Source organism: Streptomyces sp. EDA2-14, from assembly GCF_054963755.1.
The window spans coordinates 58,337-75,686 of sequence record NZ_JBUEGE010000007.1; the positions used below are offsets into that span (position 1 = coordinate 58,337).

The 17,350-nt window shown below is 72.0% G+C and carries 15 protein-coding genes; 5 read left to right on the plus strand and 10 right to left on the minus strand.

Annotated features, from left to right (window positions below):
- Nucleotides 1-14: 14 nt before the first annotated feature.
- The 3 genes from ACY34M_RS19525 (at nucleotide 15) to ACY34M_RS19535 (ending at nucleotide 2,887) form a co-directional block, all read left to right on the plus strand.
- A complete protein-coding gene (locus ACY34M_RS19525; protein ID WP_462722913.1) occupies nucleotides 15-215 on the plus strand; it encodes a ferredoxin in 201 nt (66 codons plus the stop codon).
- Entirely contained in the window at nucleotides 212-1,420 is a 1,209-nt protein-coding gene (locus ACY34M_RS19530) for an NAD(P)/FAD-dependent oxidoreductase (RefSeq protein WP_462722914.1), read from the plus strand. Before ACY34M_RS19525 ends, ACY34M_RS19530 begins: the two co-directional genes overlap by 4 nt.
- A 228-nt stretch (nucleotides 1,421-1,648) precedes the next feature.
- Complete coding sequence (locus ACY34M_RS19535) at nucleotides 1,649-2,887, plus strand: cytochrome P450 (protein ID WP_462722915.1); 1,239 nt, start codon at nucleotides 1,649-1,651, stop codon at nucleotides 2,885-2,887.
- 131 nt (nucleotides 2,888-3,018) lie between these two features.
- Here ACY34M_RS19535 and exaC read toward each other — a convergent pair whose 3' ends face one another.
- From exaC to xylB, 5 genes are all read right to left on the minus strand, one after another.
- On the minus strand, nucleotides 3,019-4,542 hold the full coding sequence (gene exaC, locus ACY34M_RS19540; protein WP_462722916.1) for an acetaldehyde dehydrogenase ExaC: 1,524 nt from the start codon (nucleotides 4,540-4,542) through the stop codon (nucleotides 3,019-3,021).
- A 53-nt stretch (nucleotides 4,543-4,595) separates the two neighbouring features.
- On the minus strand, nucleotides 4,596-5,885 hold the full coding sequence (locus ACY34M_RS19545; protein WP_462722975.1) for a GAF domain-containing protein: 1,290 nt from the start codon (nucleotides 5,883-5,885) through the stop codon (nucleotides 4,596-4,598).
- 223 nt (nucleotides 5,886-6,108) lie between these two features.
- Nucleotides 6,109-6,717, minus strand: coding sequence for an N-acetylmuramoyl-L-alanine amidase (locus tag ACY34M_RS19550; protein ID WP_462722917.1), 609 nt, complete (start codon nucleotides 6,715-6,717; stop codon nucleotides 6,109-6,111).
- Nucleotides 6,718-7,018: 301 nt separating this feature from the next.
- Nucleotides 7,019-8,212: an ROK family protein gene (locus ACY34M_RS19555; RefSeq protein WP_462722918.1), complete on the minus strand. Its 1,194-nt coding sequence runs from the start codon at nucleotides 8,210-8,212 to the stop codon at nucleotides 7,019-7,021.
- An 86-nt stretch (nucleotides 8,213-8,298) separates the two neighbouring features.
- Nucleotides 8,299-9,738: a xylulokinase gene (gene xylB / locus ACY34M_RS19560; RefSeq protein WP_462722919.1), complete on the minus strand. Its 1,440-nt coding sequence runs from the start codon at nucleotides 9,736-9,738 to the stop codon at nucleotides 8,299-8,301.
- 220 nt (nucleotides 9,739-9,958) lie between these two features.
- Between xylB and xylA the strand changes: the two genes are divergently transcribed.
- Both xylA and ACY34M_RS19570 read left to right on the plus strand, forming a co-directional pair.
- The gene (gene xylA / locus ACY34M_RS19565; protein WP_462722920.1) at nucleotides 9,959-11,125 is read left to right on the plus strand and encodes a xylose isomerase; all 1,167 of its coding nucleotides are present in this window, start codon (nucleotides 9,959-9,961) and stop codon (nucleotides 11,123-11,125) included.
- Nucleotides 11,126-11,232: 107 nt separating this feature from the next.
- Complete coding sequence (locus ACY34M_RS19570; protein WP_462722921.1) at nucleotides 11,233-11,583, plus strand: hypothetical protein; 351 nt, start codon at nucleotides 11,233-11,235, stop codon at nucleotides 11,581-11,583.
- Nucleotides 11,584-11,602: 19 nt separating this feature from the next.
- Here the strand turns inward: ACY34M_RS19570 and ACY34M_RS19575 are convergent, their stop codons facing one another.
- The 5 genes from ACY34M_RS19575 to ACY34M_RS19595 all read right to left on the minus strand — a co-directional run bounded on the left by ACY34M_RS19575 (nucleotide 11,603) and on the right by ACY34M_RS19595 (nucleotide 17,260).
- Nucleotides 11,603-12,955 (minus strand): esterase-like activity of phytase family protein, encoded by a 1,353-nt coding sequence (locus ACY34M_RS19575; RefSeq protein WP_462722922.1) that lies wholly within the window; start codon nucleotides 12,953-12,955, stop codon nucleotides 11,603-11,605.
- Nucleotides 12,956-13,045: 90 nt separating this feature from the next.
- Nucleotides 13,046-13,615: a DUF1097 domain-containing protein gene (locus tag ACY34M_RS19580; protein WP_462722923.1), complete on the minus strand. Its 570-nt coding sequence runs from the start codon at nucleotides 13,613-13,615 to the stop codon at nucleotides 13,046-13,048.
- 1 nt (nucleotide 13,616) lies between these two features.
- Complete coding sequence (locus ACY34M_RS19585) at nucleotides 13,617-14,900, minus strand: amidohydrolase family protein (protein WP_462722924.1); 1,284 nt, start codon at nucleotides 14,898-14,900, stop codon at nucleotides 13,617-13,619.
- Nucleotides 14,901-14,987: 87 nt separating this feature from the next.
- On the minus strand, nucleotides 14,988-16,151 hold the full coding sequence (locus tag ACY34M_RS19590; RefSeq protein WP_462722925.1) for an acetamidase/formamidase family protein: 1,164 nt from the start codon (nucleotides 16,149-16,151) through the stop codon (nucleotides 14,988-14,990).
- Nucleotides 16,152-16,258: 107 nt separating this feature from the next.
- On the minus strand, nucleotides 16,259-17,260 hold the full coding sequence (locus ACY34M_RS19595; protein WP_462722926.1) for a carbamate kinase: 1,002 nt from the start codon (nucleotides 17,258-17,260) through the stop codon (nucleotides 16,259-16,261).
- Nucleotides 17,261-17,350 lie beyond the last annotated feature (90 nt).

The window sequence follows — 17,350 nt, forward strand, 5'->3', positions numbered from 1 at the left end:
AACAAGGAGACCGCATGAAGATCACCGTGGATGAGGAGAAGTGCTGCGGCGCCGGCCAGTGCGTACTGATCGCACCGGACGTGTTCGACCAGCGTGACGAGGACGGCATCGTCATCCTGCTCGACGCCGAGCCCGCCGCCGACCAGCACGAGGCAGTCCGCGAGTCCGCCAGTGTCTGCCCGGCCGCCGCCATCGTCGTGCACGAGGACGCGTGAACACGCCGTCAGATGTGCTCGTCGTCGGGGCCAGCGCCGCGGGGCTTGCCGTCGTGGAGAGCCTGCGCCGCAAGGGGTACCGCGGGCGGATCACATTGCTCGGCGAGGAGGCCGGAGCGCCGTACGACCGTCCGCCCCTGTCCAAGCAGGTGCTGGCCGGCACATGGGACGCCGAGCGTACGCACCTGCGCACCCGAGAGGTGCTGGACGCCCTGGACGCCGAGTTCGTCCTCGGCGAGCGCGCGGTGGCCCTCGACACAGCCACCCGCACCGTACGCACCGCGAGCGGAAGTGAGCTGGGGGCGGAAATCGTCGTCCTGGCCACCGGACTGCACGCCCGCAAACTGCCCGGCCTGTCAGGGGCAGCGGGGGTGCACGTCCTGCGCACCCTCGACGACGCCGCACAACTGCGCAAGGAACTGCTGGCGGCCGAACGGGTCGTGGTCGCCGGCGACGGGGTGCTCGGCGCCGAAATCGCCGCCACCGCCCGCCAGATGGGTGCCGACGTGACACTCGCCGGACCACAGAGCGCGCCCATGCAAACCCAGTTGGGCCACGACATCGGCCGACGGCTCGCCGCGCTGCACACCGAGCACGGCGTACGACTTCGCCCGGACACACTGGTGGAGGGCCTGGAGACGATCGAAGGACGCGTCTCCGGCGTCTGCGCGGCCGATGGCGCAACCCTCCCCGCCGACCTCGTCGTCTCAGCCGTCGGCGGTACTCCCGCCACCGACTGGCTGACCGACAGCGGCCTCGATCTCGCGAACGGCGTGGTCTGCGACTCCCACTGCCTCGCGGCAGACGGCATCTACGCCGCAGGGGACGTGGCCCGCTTCCATCACGAGGGCCTCGGCCGTTATCTGCGCCTGGAGAACCGTACGAACGCCACCGAGCAGGCCATGCTTGTCGCGGCGAACATCCTGGGAGAGGAACGCCCCTACAGCCCCGTCCCCTACTTCTGGACCGACCAACTCGGCGTCAAGATCCAGGTGTACGGGCTGCCCGCACCGACCGCCACGGTGCACATCGCCGAAGGCGACCCGGAGCAGGGTCGGTTCGTCGCCCAGTACCTCGACGAGGACGGGCGACCCGTCGCCGTCCTCGGCTGGAACATGCCCAAACAGGCCCGCCAGCACCGCCAGCACCTTCTGGGTCGATACGCCCCCGCAGCCCGGCCAGAACCGGCCGCGGTTCCGCAGTGACCTGAGGCCACGGCCGAGTCGGCCGACACGTCCGGCCGCTCACGCCACCGACCACCCACAGCACCAGACCGGTCGTGACCATTCTGGGCCCGTCGCCTGGACCCGGCCACGGTGGCAGAGACCCTCAGCACGCCCCACATCCGCACACTTCCGTCGCGCGCCACGGACTGATTCGGGCCCGCCTGTCACCTTCCGCACGACGGAAGCGGCCCCCCACCGGAGGACCCCATGACCAGCACGCCTACCACCCCCGGGGCAAACGCCCTCGACATACCCGACTTTCCCGCGGCGCGTTCGTCGAAGTGCCCCTTCGCGCCTTCCCCCGACATGCAGGCGCTCTCCGAGCACGGCCCGCTCACCCGGGTCCGCTCCTGGGGCGACAGCACCCCCTGGGCCGTGACCGGCCACGCCGAACAGAAGACACTGCTCTCCGACCCGCGCCTGAGCGTCGAGTTCACCCGGCCCGGCTTCCCCAGCCCGGTGGACCCGGCGAACGCCCACGCCGGCAGCACCGACCTCAGCTTCGTCGGCATGGACGACCCCGAACACGCCCGGCTGCGCCGCATGATCAGCGGTGCTTTCACCATCAAGCGGATCGAGGCGATGCGCCCCCGCGTGCAGGAGATGGCCGACGACTTCATTGATGCCATGCTGGCCGGCCCCAAGCCCGCTGACCTCGTCCGGGATCTCGCCCTGCCGATCCCGTCGCTGGTCATCTCCGAGATGCTCGGAGTGCCCTACGGGGACCACGAGTTCTTCCAGGCCAACAGCAAGACCATCGTCTCCGCCGTCGCCTCTCCGCAGGAACGGGGGACGGCCCACACGAACCTCGCCACGTACCTCGACGAACTCGTCGGCCGCAAGCTCACCGAACCCGGTGACGATCTCCTCTCCAGCCTCTGCACGCAGATCGAGAGCGGTGAGATCACTCGTCGCCAGGCCGCCACGCTGGGCGTCCTCCTACTTCTGGGCGGACACGAGACCACCGCGAACATGATCAGCCTGGGGACGCTGCTCCTCCTGCAGCACCCCGACCAACTCGCCCTGATCCGCGACACCGACGACCCCGCCGTCATCCGCAACGCCGTCGAAGAACTCCTGCGCTACCTCTCCATCGTGCACCTCGGCCGCCGCCGCACCGCCGCTGAGGACATCGAGATCGCGGGCCAGACCATCCGCGAGGGCGACGGCGTCATCCTCCTCGGCGAACTCGCCAACCGCGACCCCGCGGTCTTCCCCGACCCGGACCGCCTCGACCTGACCCGCAACGCCCGCCAGCACCAAGCCTTCGGCGCCGGCAGTCACCACTGCGTCGGCCAGCCCCTGGCCCGCATGGAACTCCAGGTCATCTACCCCACGCTCCTGCGCCGCATCCCCACCCTCCGCACCGTCGACGGCCTCGACGCGATCCCCTTCAAGTACGACGCCCTCATCTACGGGCTGCACGCCCTGCCCGTCACCTGGTAACCGAGCGGCCCGTGTCGATCCGGCGGAGGGCGCTCGCATGGGGGGCAGAGGGTATCTCGCTCGCTCTGTTGAACAACGTCCTGGAGGGCGCCTGGCCAGGAAAGAGCAGATCAGGCGCCCTTTCGTGTCTCCTAGAAGAACCCGAGCTTCTGTGCCGAGTAGCTCACCAGAAGGTTCTTCGTCTGCTGGTAGTGGTCCAGCATCATCTTGTGGTTCTCGCGGCCGATGCCCGACTGCTTGTAGCCGCCGAACGCCGCGTGCGCCGGGTACGCGTGGTAGCAGTTCGTCCAGACGCGGCCCGCCTGGATCGAACGGCCCGCCCGGTACGCCATGTTGATGTCGCGCGTCCACACCCCGGCCCCGAGGCCGTACAGCGTGTCGTTGGCGATCTTGATGGCGTCGTCGTAGTCGGCGAAGGAGGCGACCGAGACGACCGGGCCGAAGATCTCCTCCTGGAAGATCCGCATGCGGTTGGCCCCCTCGAAGATGGTGGGCTGGACGTAGTAGCCGCCCGCCAGCTCGCCGTCGTACTCGATGCGGTGGCCGCCGGTGAGGACCTTCGCGCCCTCCTGCTGGCCGATGTCCAGGTACGAGAGGATCTTCTGGAGCTGGTCGTTGGAGGCCTGGGCGCCGATCATCGTGTCGGTGTCCAGCGGGTGGCCCGGCTTGATGGCCTCGGTGCGGGCGACCGCCGCTTCGAGGAACTCGCTGTAGTGGCCCTGCTGGATGAGCGCGCGGGACGGGCAGGTGCACACCTCGCCCTGGTTCAACGCGAACATCGTGAAGCCCTCGAGGGCCTTGTCGCGGAAGTCGTCGTCCTTGGCCCAGACGTCGTCGAAGAAGATGTTCGGGGACTTGCCGCCGAGTTCGAGGGTGACCGGCTTGATGTTCTCCGAGGCGTACTGCATGATCAGGCGGCCCGTCGTGGTCTCGCCCGTGAAGGCCACCTTGGCCACACGGGACGAGGACGCCAGCGGCTTGCCCGCCTCGACGCCGAAGCCGTTCACGATGTTGACCACGCCCGGCGGCAGCAGGTCCTTGACCAGGTCGAGCCAGACGTGGATCGAGGCCGGGGTCTGCTCGGCCGGCTTGATGACCACCGCGTTGCCCGCCGCGAGCGCGGGGGCGAGCTTCCACGTCGCCATCAGGATGGGGAAGTTCCACGGGATGATCTGCGCGACGACGCCGAGCGGCTCGTGGAAGTGGTACGCGACCGTGTCGTCGTCGATTTCGGAGAGGCTGCCCTCCTGGGCCCGGACCGCGCCCGCGAAGTAGCGGAAGTGGTCGATCGCGAGGGGGATGTCCGCGGCGAGCGTTTCGCGGACCGGCTTGCCATTCTCCCAGCTCTCGGCCACCGCGAGGCGTTCGAGGTTCTGCTCCATGCGGTCGGCGATCTTGAGGAGGATGTCTCCCCGGGCGCCGGGCGCCGTGCGGCCCCAGGCGGGCGCCGCGGCGTGCGCGGCGTCGAGGGCACGCTCGACGTCCTCTGCCGTGCCGCGGGCGATCTCGGTGAACGGCTGCCCGTTCACGGGGCTCGGGTTCTCGAAGTACTGGCCACGTGCGGGCGGCGTGTACTCGCCGCCGATGAAGTGGTCGTAGCGGGCCTCGTAGGAGACGACGGAGCCCTCGGTGCCGGGCGCTGCGTAGCGGGTCATGTTGGCCTGCCTCCTGTGCGGCTGCCCGCCTTTGGGCAGCGTTCGTGAGGAGGCTAGGAATCCCGACGTTGCAGTGACGTTGCGTACGGGTCCGGGGAGCCCAGTTCGTCGTCGAGTGCGGCGATACGTGCCAGGGTCGGCGGTGTCGGGCGGATCGCAGCGAGGGCCCGCCAGGCGTCCAGGTCGTCCTCGCCCCACGGGGCGTGCACCCAGTCGGCGAGCAGGTCCGGGTCGCCGCGGGCGATGAGCGCCGCCCGGAGTTCGTCGGTCAGCCTGCGCCGGATCCGGGTCACGGCGGGCGCCTGCGACATGGGCAGGAGCGGTCCGGTGTACGCGGACGCCGCCGCCGTGACCGCTCCGGAGGCGAGGCGGCGCTCGACCGTGCCGAAGTCGGAGTCGACCGGGGCCGAGAGGCGGTAGGGGCGGGAGTGCAGCACGTCGGGGCCGAGTACCCGGCGCAGCCGGGCCAGTTCGGCGCGCAGCGTCACCGGTGTCACGGACTCGTCCTCGTAGAGGAAGCAGAGGAGCTCGTCGCCGGTCAGGCCCTCCGGGTGGCGGGCGAGCAGGACGAGGAGTTCGCTGTGGCGGCGGCTGAGGCGGAGCTTGTGGCCGGCCGGGGTGAGGAGGAGGGCCTCGTCACGGCCGAGCGCGGTCAGGCGGAGGGCCGGTTCGGCGGCGGGCGGCGGGGACAGGAGGGCGAGTTGGGACTCCGCCGCCCGCGCCACCGCCTGCACGAACGCCAGGCTGTGCGGGTGCGCGAGGCGGTCGCCGCCGGTGATGTCGACGGCGCCGAGCAGTCGTCCGGTGTGCGGATCGTGCACGGGAGCTGCCGCACAGGTCCACGGCTGGACCTTGCGGATGAAGTGCTCGGCCGCGAAGACCTGCACCGGGCGGTCGACCGCGACGGCCGTGCCCGGCGCGTTCGTGCCCATCGCCGACTCCGACCAGCGGGCGCCCGGCACGAAGTTCATCCGGCCCGCCGCCTGCCGCGTACCCGTGTGCCCCTCCACCCAGAGCAGTCTGCCGTGCGCGTCGCACACCGCGAGCAGATGCTCGCCGTCCGCCGCGAACGTGCCCATCAGCTCACGGAACAGCGGCATCACACGGGCCAGCGGATGCTCCGCCCGGTAGCTGCCGAGATCGCCCTCGGGCATCTCCACCGACGCCGAGTCGTCCGGGCTGACGTGCGCGCCCGCCGAGCGACGCCAGGACGCGGCGACGACCGGCCGCACCGGACGGGCCACGGTGCCCGCAAGGGTGAACCGGTCGTGCGCGCGGCGCAGCGCCCGGACCTGCTCGGACGGATCGGTGCCCGGCTCCAGGGCGACCCACGGATCGGTCAACTCGGCCTCCAGGACGGCTCCCTCGCGACGGTGCGGTGACCACATGGTCGCTCCGGGGACGCGGGCCGACAAGGATCAGGACACGGGTCGGGCGTATCGGCACATGCCGCACACGCGTGTGGAGACGCCCGCGCCCGCCCTGATCTGGCCCTGATCCGGCTCTGATCCGGCTCTGATTCGGCCCTGATCCGGCGGCTCGGATCGGGTCGTGACGCGACCGGAATCAGGCTCCGACGACCAGCCGCATGTACCGGTCCCAGTCCCAGTACCGCCCCGGATCCGTGTGGTCGGTGCCGGGCACCTCGACGTGGCCGATGATGTGGTCACGGGTCCTGGGGATGCCGTGTCGCGCGCAGATCGACGCGGTGAGCGCCGCCGACTCGCGGTACATCGCCGCGGTGAAGTACTCCGGTTTGTCGACCCACCCCTCGTGTTCGATACCGATGCTGCGCGTGTTGTAGTCCCAGTTGCCCGCGTGCCAGGCGACGTTCTTCTCCCGCACCATCTGTGCGATGTGGCCGTCGGAGGAGCGGACGACGTAGTGGGCGGAGACCTGCTTGGCCGGGTTCTGGAAGATGCCGAGCGTCGTCCCGTACGACTCCTGGGTGACGTGGACGACCACGAAGTTGACCGGGTACGTCAACGGGCGGTTGGCCACCGTGTAGTTGGACGTGCTCGCCGGGACGGACTCGGCCTTCGGGTAGTCCACCGTCGCCAGCGGGCGGGCGTCGGCTCTTCCCGTGGCCAGGAGGGCGGTGGGCGCGGCGGCGGCGAGCGCGCCGAGTTGGAGCAGACGGCGGCGGCTGTGGAACGCACCTGTTGCTCGGTTCATGTCAATCCTGCCTCTCGATCACCGGTGGGGGCGGAGCTCATTGGGGCGGAGCGGTGCGGTGGGGGAGATGGAGTGGGGGAGTGCGGTGGGGAGATGGGGCGACATGCCTCACGCGGAACGGTGCGACATGCCTCTTGAGAAATACCGTACGGGGCCCCCGGCCAGGGGCGGAAGAGGGCGCGGTTGAGGTGTGGACAACTCGCGGATTGTGCACAACCGCACGTCAGAGGTCCGCACCTGTGGCACTTGGAGAGACGGCGGCCCCACACCGTGGTCACCGCTGAGATCCACCACCGGCGGCCTACGCCGTGGCCACCGCGCCCACCGGATCGTCGAGCACGGCCCGCACCACCGAGTTCGCCGCGCCCAGGAGCGGCCCGTCCGAGCCGAGGCCGGAAGCGGTGACATCGTCCGCGGGGAATGCCGTGCGGCGCGTCAACTCCCGCTCCAGGGAGGGCAGAAGCCAGGGTGCAAGCCGGGAGAGTGCGCCGCCGAGGACCACCGCGCGTGGGTCCACGAGGTTGACCGCGCCGGTCAGTGCAATGCCGAGAGCGGTGCCCGCCGAGCGCAGCGCGCGCCGCGTCGCGGTGTCGCCCTCGGCGGCCCGCTCGGCGAGCAGCGACACCCGGTCGGGGCCCGGCGCGATGCCCGCGGCGCGCAGCACCGCCTCCTCACCCGCGTACTGCTCGAGACACCCCCGGCCCCCGCACGGGCACGCGGGCCCCTCCGGGCGCACCGGCACATGGCCCAGTTCGCCCGCGAACCCCCGTGTCCCGCGCAGGAGGTGACCGTCCACGACGAGGGCCGCGCCGATGCCGATCTCCGCCGACACATGGAGGAAGTCGGCGGGGGAGTCGTCGGCGAGCCACAGTTCGGCCAGGGCGCCGAAGTTCGCCTCGTTCTCGACGGTGACCGGTACGTCGTCCGGGAGCAGGGCCGCGACGTCCGTGTCGTGCCAGTCGAGGTTGGGTGCGCGTACGACGGTCGTCGTGCCGCGGGCGACCAGGCCCGGCACGGCGATCGCGAGTCCGGCGGGGTGCAGACCGGCCTCCCGCGCCGTCGCGCCGACCTCCCGCACCAGTTCCGCGAGGTCGTCGAGTACGGGCTTCGGGGCGCGCCCCCGGTTGCTCACACGGCGCCGGGCCCGCGCCCGCACCTCGCCGCGCAGGTCCACCGCGCACACCGCGAGATGGTCGACGCCCACCTCGGCGCCGAGCCCGGCGGGCCCCCGACCGCTGACCGTGAGCGCCGAGCCCGGCCGCCCGACGCCGCCCGGACGCTGCGGCCCCAGCTCCTCCAGGAGCCCCGCCCGGATCAACTCGTCGACGAGCGTCGAGACGGCCGCCCGGGTCAGGCCGATGTGCTGCGCGACCGCGGCGCGCGACAGCGGTCCCTCGGCGGCGACGGTGTGCAGGACGCGGGACAGGTTGCGGCGGCGCATGGCCTGCTGGGTGTCGGACGTGCCCGGTCGCGGCCGGTGCAGGGGTGCGGTCATTCGCTCATGTTCCCAGGGGCGGAGAGGTGGGGTGCTGCCGGGATCGGGGGCGGGGCCCGTCGTGGCACGTCCGCGGGCCCCGGGGGTCACCCGTTCCCGAGGAGCGGATCCGCCTGCGCGAGTACCGTCGAGATCCGCTCCAGGGCCGCGTCGTCGCGCCGCTCGACCGGATCGAGGAGCGGGCCGCGCGCCGTGTTCCAGCGCCGGGCCACCGCTCCCGGGTCCTCGCCGGTCAGCACGCCCGCGGCCTGCGCCGCCGCGCCGAGCGCCACCAGTTCGCCGGCCTCCGGCACCTGCACCGGGCGCCCCGACAGGCGTCGCACCGTCTGCTGCCAGGCCGTCCCGCGGGCCCCGCCGCCGATCAGCAGCAGGGGAGCGGTGGGGTCCGCGTCCGCGTCGAGGACCAGGTCGAGCGCGCCGAGCAGGGCGTGCACCGCCCCGTCGTACGCGGCCTGAAGGAGCTGGCCGCCGGTCGTGTCGTGCCGCAGCCCCGTCAACAGGCCGGAGGCGTCGGGCAGATTGGGCGTCCGCTCGCCGTCCAGGTACGGCAGGATCGTCGCCGTGCCGCCCGCCTCGACGGCCTCCCGGTCCAGGCCGAGCAGGGCCGCGATCCGGTCCACCGCGAGCGTGCAGTTCAGCGTGCAGGCCAGCGGCAGCCAGTCGCCGCGCGCGTCCGCGAAACCGGCGACGGTGCCGGTGGGGTCGGTCGGCCGGTTCCGCGACACCGCGTACACCGTGCCCGACGTGCCGAGGCTCAGCACCGGGGTCCCCGGCAGCAGGCCGAGGCCGAGCGCCGCCGCCGCGTTGTCACCGGTGCCGCCCGCCACCAACGTGCCCCTGGCGAACGGCAGGTCGCCGTCGGACGCGTGCACCGTGCCCGCGACCTCGCCGGGCCGGACCACGCGCGGCAGCAGCTTCGGGTCGAGCCCCACATGCCCGAGCACGTCCTCGTCGTACGCCTCGGTGGCCGATGCCCACCACCCCGTACCGGACGCGTCGCCCCGGTCCGTCGTGCCCTCGCCCGTGAGGCGGCCGGTCAGGTAGTCGTGCGGCAGCCGGACCGCCGCGGTCGCCTTCACCGCCTCCGGCTCGTGCTCGGCGAGCCACGCCCACTTGGAGATCGTGAACGAGGCCGCCGGCACGACGCCGAAGCGCTCCGCCCACGTCTTCGCCCCGCCCAGCTCGTCCGTGAGCCGGCGAGCCTGCGGCGCGGACCGCACGTCGTTCCACAGCAGCGCGGGCCGCACCGGGCGTCCCTGCGCGTCCAGCGTCACCAGACCGTGCTGCTGCCCGCCGACCGACACCGCCGAGGCGCGCCGGGCCGCGTCGCCGCACTGGGCGAGCGCCGAGCGCAGCGCGGCGTACCACTCCTCGGGGTCGCTCTCGCGGCCCGCGCCGGAGGTCACGGTGTGCGGAGCCTGCCCGCTCGCCACGGTCTCGCCCGTGGCGACGTCGACGACCAGGACCTTCGTGGACTGCGTGGAAGTGTCGACTCCTACGACGAGGGGTCCGTCGGCAGCTGACATGCGGCTCTCCTGAACTGTGTGTCGATAACTGTGTGTCGATATCGGGCCCCGAAGGACAGCCGTTCGCCCCGGGACGCGATCGACTCTCGCCGATTGCGCCTCGCGGGTCGAGGGCTCTTCCCAGCAGCGTCCTCGCATACTAATTTGTAAAGCGCCATGACGAAATAGGCGGCCGCATCCCGTGTGCGCGGCCGCCGGGCAACGGCTAGGGAGCCGCGAGATGACGTACCAGCCCACCCCTGACGACAAGTTCACCTTCGGCCTCTGGACGGTCGGCTGGCAGGGCCGCGACCCGTTCGGCGACGCCACCCGGCCGGCGCTCGACCCGGTCGAGTCCGTGCAGCGGCTGTCCGAGCTCGGCGCCCACGGCGTGACCTTCCACGACGACGACCTGATCCCCTTCGGCGCGTCCGAGGCCGAGCGCGAGTCGCACATCAAGCGCTTCCGGCAGGCCCTCGACGCCACCGGCATGGTCGTCCCGATGGCGACCACGAACCTGTTCACGCACCCGGTCTTCAAGGACGGCGGCTTCACCGCCAACGACCGCGACGTGCGCCGCTACGCGCTGCGCAAGACCATCCGCAACATCGACCTCGCCGCCGAGCTCGGCGCCAAGACCTACGTCGCGTGGGGCGGCCGTGAGGGCGCCGAGTCCGGTGGCGCCAAGGACGTCCGCGACGCCCTCGACCGCATGAAGGAGGCCTTCGACCTCCTCGGCGAGTACGTCGTCGAGCAGGGCTACGACCTCAAGTTCGCCATCGAGCCCAAGCCCAACGAGCCGCGCGGCGACATCCTGCTGCCGACCGTCGGCCACGCCCTCGCGTTCATCGAGCGCCTGGAGCGGCCCGAGATGTACGGCGTGAACCCCGAGGTCGGCCACGAGCAGATGGCGGGCCTCAACTTCCCGCACGGCATCGCCCAGGCCCTGTGGGCGGGCAAGCTCTTCCACATCGACCTCAACGGCCAGTCCGGCATCAAGTACGACCAGGACCTGCGCTTCGGCGCCGGCGACCTGCGCGCCGCGTTCTGGCTCGTCGACCTGCTGGAGCAGGCAGGCTACGAGGGTCCGCGGCACTTCGACTTCAAGCCGCCGCGGACCGAGGACTTCGAGGGCGTGTGGGCCTCGGCCGCGGGCTGCATGCGCAACTACCTGATCCTCAAGGACCGGGCCGCTTCCTTCCGCGACGACCCGGAGGTCCAGGCGGCGCTGGCCGCCTCCCGCCTCGACCAGCTCGCGCAGCCCACCGCCGCCGACGGCCTGTCCGCGCTGCTCGCCGACAAGAGCGCCTTCGAGGAGTTCGACGTGAACGCCGCCGCCGAGCGCGGCATGGCCTTCGAGCGCCTCGACCAGCTGGCGATGGACCACCTGCTGGGCGTGCGCGCCTGACGTCAGGGCACGTATGGGGATGGTTGGACCGACCGAGCCTCTTCGGCCGGTCGGTCAACTTCCCTCAGGGGCTCGCGTGTTGGTGACTGGGCGGCAATGCTGGAGGGGTGTCCACGCCTCCGGTGCCGCCCCGGTCACCGCCACCGCCCGGCGGCGAATTCGGTGCGCCGCCACCCGACGGCCCGGGCCCCGCCGACCGGCGCCGGTTCCTGCTGATCGCGGTGCTCCTCGCCGTCGTGGTGATCACGTGCGCCGTGGTCCTCGTGGTGAACCGCGACTCCGGCTCCGACGGGGACAAGAAGTCGCCCGACAAGAGCAGCGAACAGGCCACGCCCTCACGGTCCCGCAGCCTCCCGAGCGAGCTGCCGTCTTCGTTGCCCAGCAAGCTGCCGAGCGAGCTCCCCAGCGGTCTGCCGAGCGAGCTGCCCAGCGAATTGCCCAGCGGGCTCGGCGGCTGAGCCGTACCGGTCCGCTCGCCTACAGGGCGCCCTTCGGCAGCTTCACGTGCGTCACCTTCGTCTCGACACCGCTGTCCACGAGCCGCCCGTCGGCGTCGAACGCCTCGGCACCGTCCGTCATCCCGAAGTCGTTGTCGTTGATCAGCGCGAGGGTGTCCTGGCCCGCGAGCGCGATGCCCTCGATCTTGTCAGGGACGCCGTTGACCTTGGCCAGGTCCACCACGAGGCGCTTGTCGAGGACCGGAACGCCGCTGTCCGCCGGGTCGTCCAGCTGCTCCAGCGACGGGGAGGTGGCCGCGTCGTCCCAGCGTCCGCCCAGAATGTCCGCGCCGCGCGTCAGCCTGACCTCCTGGAGACGGGCCGCCTTGTCGGTGCGCTCCTCGACGAGCAGCCGGTCGCCGCCGACCGCGACGACGGACGAGATCTTCAGCTCGGACGGGTCGTCCTCGCCGGGGTCGACCACGTCCACCGGGTCGAACCGGTAGGCGTACTCCGCCGTGACCGCCCGGCTCTTGGGCGAGAACCGGAGCAGCCGCGTCGTGCGCGAGGATTCGCCCGCGTCCTCGTCCGGCAGCGACAGCGGGCTCTGCACCGCCAGCACGAGATCGCCGCCCGGCAGCTGGGCCAGGCCCTCGAAACCGCGGTTGACCTTGCGGTGCAGCAGCACGGACGGCAGCGACTCGACGACCGGGTAGTCCGCACCCTTCAGGTTCAGACCCTTCGGCACGTGCCGCGCGAGGACCTGCCCGTCCGCGGAGACGTGCATGAGCGAGGGGCCGTACTCGTCGACGAGCCAGAAGCTGCCGTCGGCCGCGCGCACGATGCCCTCGGTGTCGAGACCGTTCGGGTTGTACGTGAGCGGGCTCTTGGCGTCGTACGAGTACGGCTTCTCGTCGCGGCCCTCCTGGTTCGACAGACCGGTGACGGCCTTGCCGGACTTCGTGGTGAGCGGGATCGCGTCGAGGACCTTCACCTCGTCACCCGTGACACGGATCTTCACGATCGCCGGGTCGAAACCGGGCACGGGGAACGTGCGGCGCTTCGTCCCGTCCACCTTGATCTGCCCGTTCGGGCCGCGGTCGGTCACCGTCCAGAACTCGCCCTTGCGGCCTGCCGGGTAGAGGTCCGAGCCGATGCCGCCGAGGTGCACGCCCCGGTCGTTGTCGACCGTGCCCGGCAGCAGGGAGTTGCTGAACCCGCCCAGCGGGATGTCGCCGAGCGTCGCGCTGCCGGTGACCTCGGCCGCGCCGGAACCGCTGGGCGCACCCGTGGCGGCCGGCGCGAGCCCGATCGCCACGAGCGCGGCGAGCGGCACGCCCGCCGCGACGGTGAGTCTGACGGTGCGGCGCTTACCGGGGACGAGCGGGGACATGGGGGCCTCCTGCGGCGCGGATACGGTGTACAGCGCACACGTTCGGCCCCCGCCCCGAACACGGAGTGACGCCAGGGTGAACAGGGTTGCTCAGGACGGCGACTTGATCTCCACGGGGAACGCGAGCCGCACCGACAGCCAGGCGTACACCGGCCCGAGCGCGTTCATGGCGACCACGCACAGCCAGGCCGCCCACGGATTGCCCGCCTCGAAGCCGAACCCGCCGAAGAATGTGGCGAAGTAGCTCGCGAATCCGAAGAACATGCCGGGGATCAGTGAGAAGAAGCGGACCCGGCCCGTGTACATCAGCGCGCTGTTCAGCACCAGGATGCACAGCGCCCCGAACGCGTTGCGGGCCAACTGGCTCTCGCCGAACGCCGTGCCCGCGTGGGTCTCCAGGAGCACGATGAGCAGCGCGTACGTGGACCCCACCGGCATCGCGCACCACAGCCGGCGCGCGTTGGCGAGGTTCGGGCCGCCCAGCAGGAACGTACCCGCCCACGAAATGAAGATGGCCCAGGGCGGCAGGTGCAGCGCGGTGCCGCCCACGAACGCGGTCGTCGCGGCGAGCACCGACGCGACGATCTCGTGCGGTATCCGCTCCCGCATCACCGGTGTCACCGCGGTCTCCGGGCTCGTCCCGGTCGTCACCTCGGCCATGTCAGACCACCCCGCCCGCGACGAGGGAACCGTCGAATTCTCTGGAAACGGTCGAACGGGCCACCACACGGCCTGCCTTGACCACCGCCGTGCGGGCGGGCCGGTCCAGGAGCAGCGTGGCGTGGTCGCGCGTGTCCAGCACGACGAAGTCCGCCACCGCCCCCTCGCGCACCCCGTAGTCCGCGTCCGGAATGCCGATCACGCGTGCGGCGTCGTACGTCACCATCCGCAGCACGCGGCGCAGGTCGGCCGGGCCCGACAGATGCGCGATTCGGGCGAGCAGCAGCGCGGTCTCCAGGACGTCCCCGGTGCCGTACGGGGTGAACGCGTTGCGGATGTTGTTGGTGGCGCAGGCGGTGAGGACGTCCGCGTCCCAGAGTTCACGCACGGGGGCCAAGCCCCGGCGCGGCGCCGTGTCGTCGCCACGACCGCCCAGGAAGAGGTCCGTGGCGGGCAGCGGCACCACCGCGACGCCGGCTGCCGAGAGCGCGGTGAGGACGGCGTGGCGTTCGGCGGGCGGGCGCCCGGCGAGCGAGGTGGCGTGGCCGAGTGTCACCCGCCCCTGGAGGCCGCGTTCGGCGGTGCGGGCGGCGATGAACTCGGCGAGGGCGAAGCGGCTGTCGCCGTGGTCGTCGCCGAAGTCCGCGTGCAGATCGGCCGGGACGCCGTACTCCGCCGCGAGGTCCAGGACCAGTTCCACGTGCCGGTGGCAGTCGGCGAGGGACGCCTCGTTGTACGTACAACCTCCGACGGCGTCGGCGCCCGAGTCGAGTGCCTCACGGAGCAGCTTCTCCGTGCCGGGCGCCTTGAAGATGCCCTCCTGGGGGAACGCGACGACCTGGAGCGTCACCAGGGCCGCCCACTTCTCGCGCAGTTCCAGCAGGACGTTCAGTCCCGTGAGTCCGGCCACGGGATCGACGTCGGGGTGGGTGCGGATCGCCGTGGTGCCGTTGAGGACGCACATACGGAGCACCTGCTCGGCACGCGCGCGTACTTCGTCGTACGTGAATCCCGCCTTGAGCTGTGCGGTGATCCTGATGGCGTCCGCGAGGGAACCGGTGCCCTCCGGGGTCAAGCCGTCGAGCAGCGCCTTGTCCGGGTGCAGATGTGCCTCGATCAGTCCGGGTACGACGACGCGGCCCGCGCAGTCGAGGACCTCGGCGCCGGAGTCGTCGGGTGGGGCGAGGCCGGGGCCGATGGCCTCGATCCGGCCGTCCCGGACGCGGATGTCGGTCGGATCGGGCGAGTCCTCCACACGCGCGTGGCGCAGCAGCAGAGCGGTCACGAGGGGTCTCCTTCGGTAGAGGGATGCGTGACGGGCAGGTGCGGGTGCCTGTGCGGTGCGTGCGGGTGCGGTCGGTGGGGTGTCCGGTTACGTCGCGGCGGGGAAGTCCGCCTTGCGGATCAGGCAGTGGACGCCCTTGATCTGGTCGACCACCTGCGAGACCTCGAAGTCGGCCGCCGCGCTGAGATAGGCGTACGCGGTGGCCCGGTCCATGCCGGTACGTGCGGTGAGGAAGCCGAGCGCGGAGCGCACGCACTGGCGCATCGCCTCGTCGAGATCGGCGTCGAGCCCGAGCGCGATCCAGTGCGTACGGGTCTCGGCGAACGGCTCCGCGAGCAGCCCGGTCACCCGGCGCGCCGCCTCCCCGCGCACCACGGACAGTTCGAACGTGGCGCGCAGCGGCGCCTCCAGGGCGGTGAGCGCCACCTCGCCGTTGCCCTGCGCGAAGTGCGGGTCACCCGCGTAGAAGCCCGCGCCGTCGACACGTACGGGCAGGTACAGGGACGAACCACAGGTCAGGTGCTTGACGTCGAGGTTGCCGCCGAAGGGGCCGGGCGGTACCGAACTGAGGGTGTCCGCGCCGTCGTCCGTCACGCCCATGATCCCGACGAACGGGCCGAGCGGGAACCGGGCGCTGAGCTTCGGCGTGCAGCGCAGCACACCGAACTCGGCGCCGTCGCCGTCGCGTTCGACCGTGCAGAACGTGGAGACCGTGCCTTCTTCGGCGCGCCGAGTGTCGGGGCTCGTGAACTCGGCTCCGGGCTCGGGGAGTTCGTCCGGCAGGGAACCGCGGGTGTGCCGGTTGGAGACGATGCCGTAGTGCGTGCGCCGGTGCAGGCTCACGGTCCGTATGCGGAGCAGGTCGCCGGGGCGGGCGCCGCGCACCGCGACGGGGCCGGTGACGATGTGCGGGCCGAGCAGTTCGTCCGGCGTCCGCCCGAGGTCCGAGGCGGCGATCTCCTGCGCGTCGCGCGGCACCTGGTGGGCGGGCACCCCGTACGAGCCGAAGAACTCCACGGGGTCGCGGCCCTGGTCCGGCAGGATCCCCTCGTGGGACACGAGATCGAACGTGACGGTGTCACCGTCGTCGACCTTCAGAACGGGCGCGCTGTCGGCGCCGGGGAGCACGCCCCAGCGGGCGGTGTCCGGTGTGGTGGCGACGTGGTGGCGGCCGTCGAGGGGCAGGGCGTCGGCGGCGGGGGTGGCGACGGTGCCGTGGCTGGGGCTGGTGGTGCCGTTGGTCAGGGGCATACGGGGTCCTTCGGCCGATAGGGGCGGGGGAGTGGCGGCGAGGGAGGGGCGTGCGGTGGGTGCCGGAGGTGACTCGTGCACACTGCGGTGATCTTGCTTCGGTCGTGTTACGGCTCAGAACCCGTCGTGTTGCCGGTGGCGTCGGCCGGTCGGGGCGTCGGAACGATGCGGGTGCCCGTCGTGCCGCGCAGCGCCTCGCTCAGCGCGCCCGGCGACGTGATCAGGACACGGTGTCCGCCGGACGCGAGGAAGTCCAGGGCGGAACGCACCTTCGGCCCCATGCTGCCCTCGGGGAACTGCCCCGCCGCCAGATGCTCACGGGCCTGCGCCGCGTCCATGCGGTCGAGGTCGCGGTGGCGCGGGGTGCCCCAGTCGAGGGCGATCCGCTCGACGCCGGTCGTCACGATCAGCTCGTCCGCGCCGAGCGCCGAGGCGAGCAGCGCGGACGTCGCGTCCTTGTCGACGACCGCCTCCACACCGCACAGCGCCCCGTCGGGCCCACGGGTGACGGGAATCCCGCCGCCCCCGCCCGCCACCACGACATGGCCGGCGTCCAACAGCGCGGCGACGGCGTCGAGTTCGACGATGGACTGCGGCGCGGGCGAGGGCACGACCCGGCGCCAGCCGCGCCCCGCGTCGTCGGCGACGGTCCAGCCGTGCCGGGCGGCGAGCCGCTCCGCCTCCGCCCGCTCGTAGTGCGCACCGATCGGTTTCGTGGGCCGCGCGAACGCCGGGTCGTCCGGATCGACGACGGTGTGCGTGAGCAGCGCGACGGGCCGCGAACCCGCGGGCAGGGCGTCGGACAGGCCGCGTACGAGGATGTAGCCCAGGCTGCCCTGCGAGTCGGCGACACACATGTCGAGGTCGAGCAGTGGCAGCTCGGGGGCGAGCTCGGCCGCGAGGTCGGCGCGCCGCTTGATGAAGCCGACCTGCGGGCCGTTTCCGTGCGTGACGACCACGCGGTGTCCCGCGCGGACGAGTTCGGCGACCGGCCGGGCCAACTGCCCTGCGGCGACGAACTGTTCCGCGATGGTGGCGCGCGGACCGCCGTTCAGGAGGGCGTTGCCGCCGATGGCGAGCACCGTGACAGGGGCGGCAGGGTGCGTCACGGCCGGCGATCGCACGAGCGAAGCGGCTGGTGAGGGCGCGGTTCCTGGAGGCATGTCAGGACGATAGGAACGCCGGACGCGCCGGTCATG

Bases quoted from the DNA above. Each gene is read 5' to 3' on its own strand.
- ACY34M_RS19525 (WP_462722913.1), top strand. From the start codon at position 15: ATGAAGATCACCGTGGATGAGGAGAAGTGCTGCGGCGCCGGCCAGTGC.
- ACY34M_RS19535 (WP_462722915.1), top strand. From the start codon at position 1,649: ATGACCAGCACGCCTACCACCCCCGGGGCAAACGCCCTCGACATACCC.
- exaC (WP_462722916.1), bottom strand. From the start codon at position 4,542: ATGACCCGCTACGCAGCGCCCGGCACCGAGGGCTCCGTCGTCTCCTAC.
- ACY34M_RS19550 (WP_462722917.1), bottom strand. From the start codon at position 6,717: ATGAACCGAGCAACAGGTGCGTTCCACAGCCGCCGCCGTCTGCTCCAA.
- ACY34M_RS19555 (WP_462722918.1), bottom strand. From the start codon at position 8,212: ATGACCGCACCCCTGCACCGGCCGCGACCGGGCACGTCCGACACCCAG.
- xylB (WP_462722919.1), bottom strand. From the start codon at position 9,738: ATGTCAGCTGCCGACGGACCCCTCGTCGTAGGAGTCGACACTTCCACG.
- xylA (WP_462722920.1), top strand. From the start codon at position 9,959: ATGACGTACCAGCCCACCCCTGACGACAAGTTCACCTTCGGCCTCTGG.
- ACY34M_RS19575 (WP_462722922.1), bottom strand. From the start codon at position 12,955: ATGTCCCCGCTCGTCCCCGGTAAGCGCCGCACCGTCAGACTCACCGTC.
- ACY34M_RS19580 (WP_462722923.1), bottom strand. From the start codon at position 13,615: ATGGCCGAGGTGACGACCGGGACGAGCCCGGAGACCGCGGTGACACCG.
- ACY34M_RS19590 (WP_462722925.1), bottom strand. From the start codon at position 16,151: ATGCCCCTGACCAACGGCACCACCAGCCCCAGCCACGGCACCGTCGCC.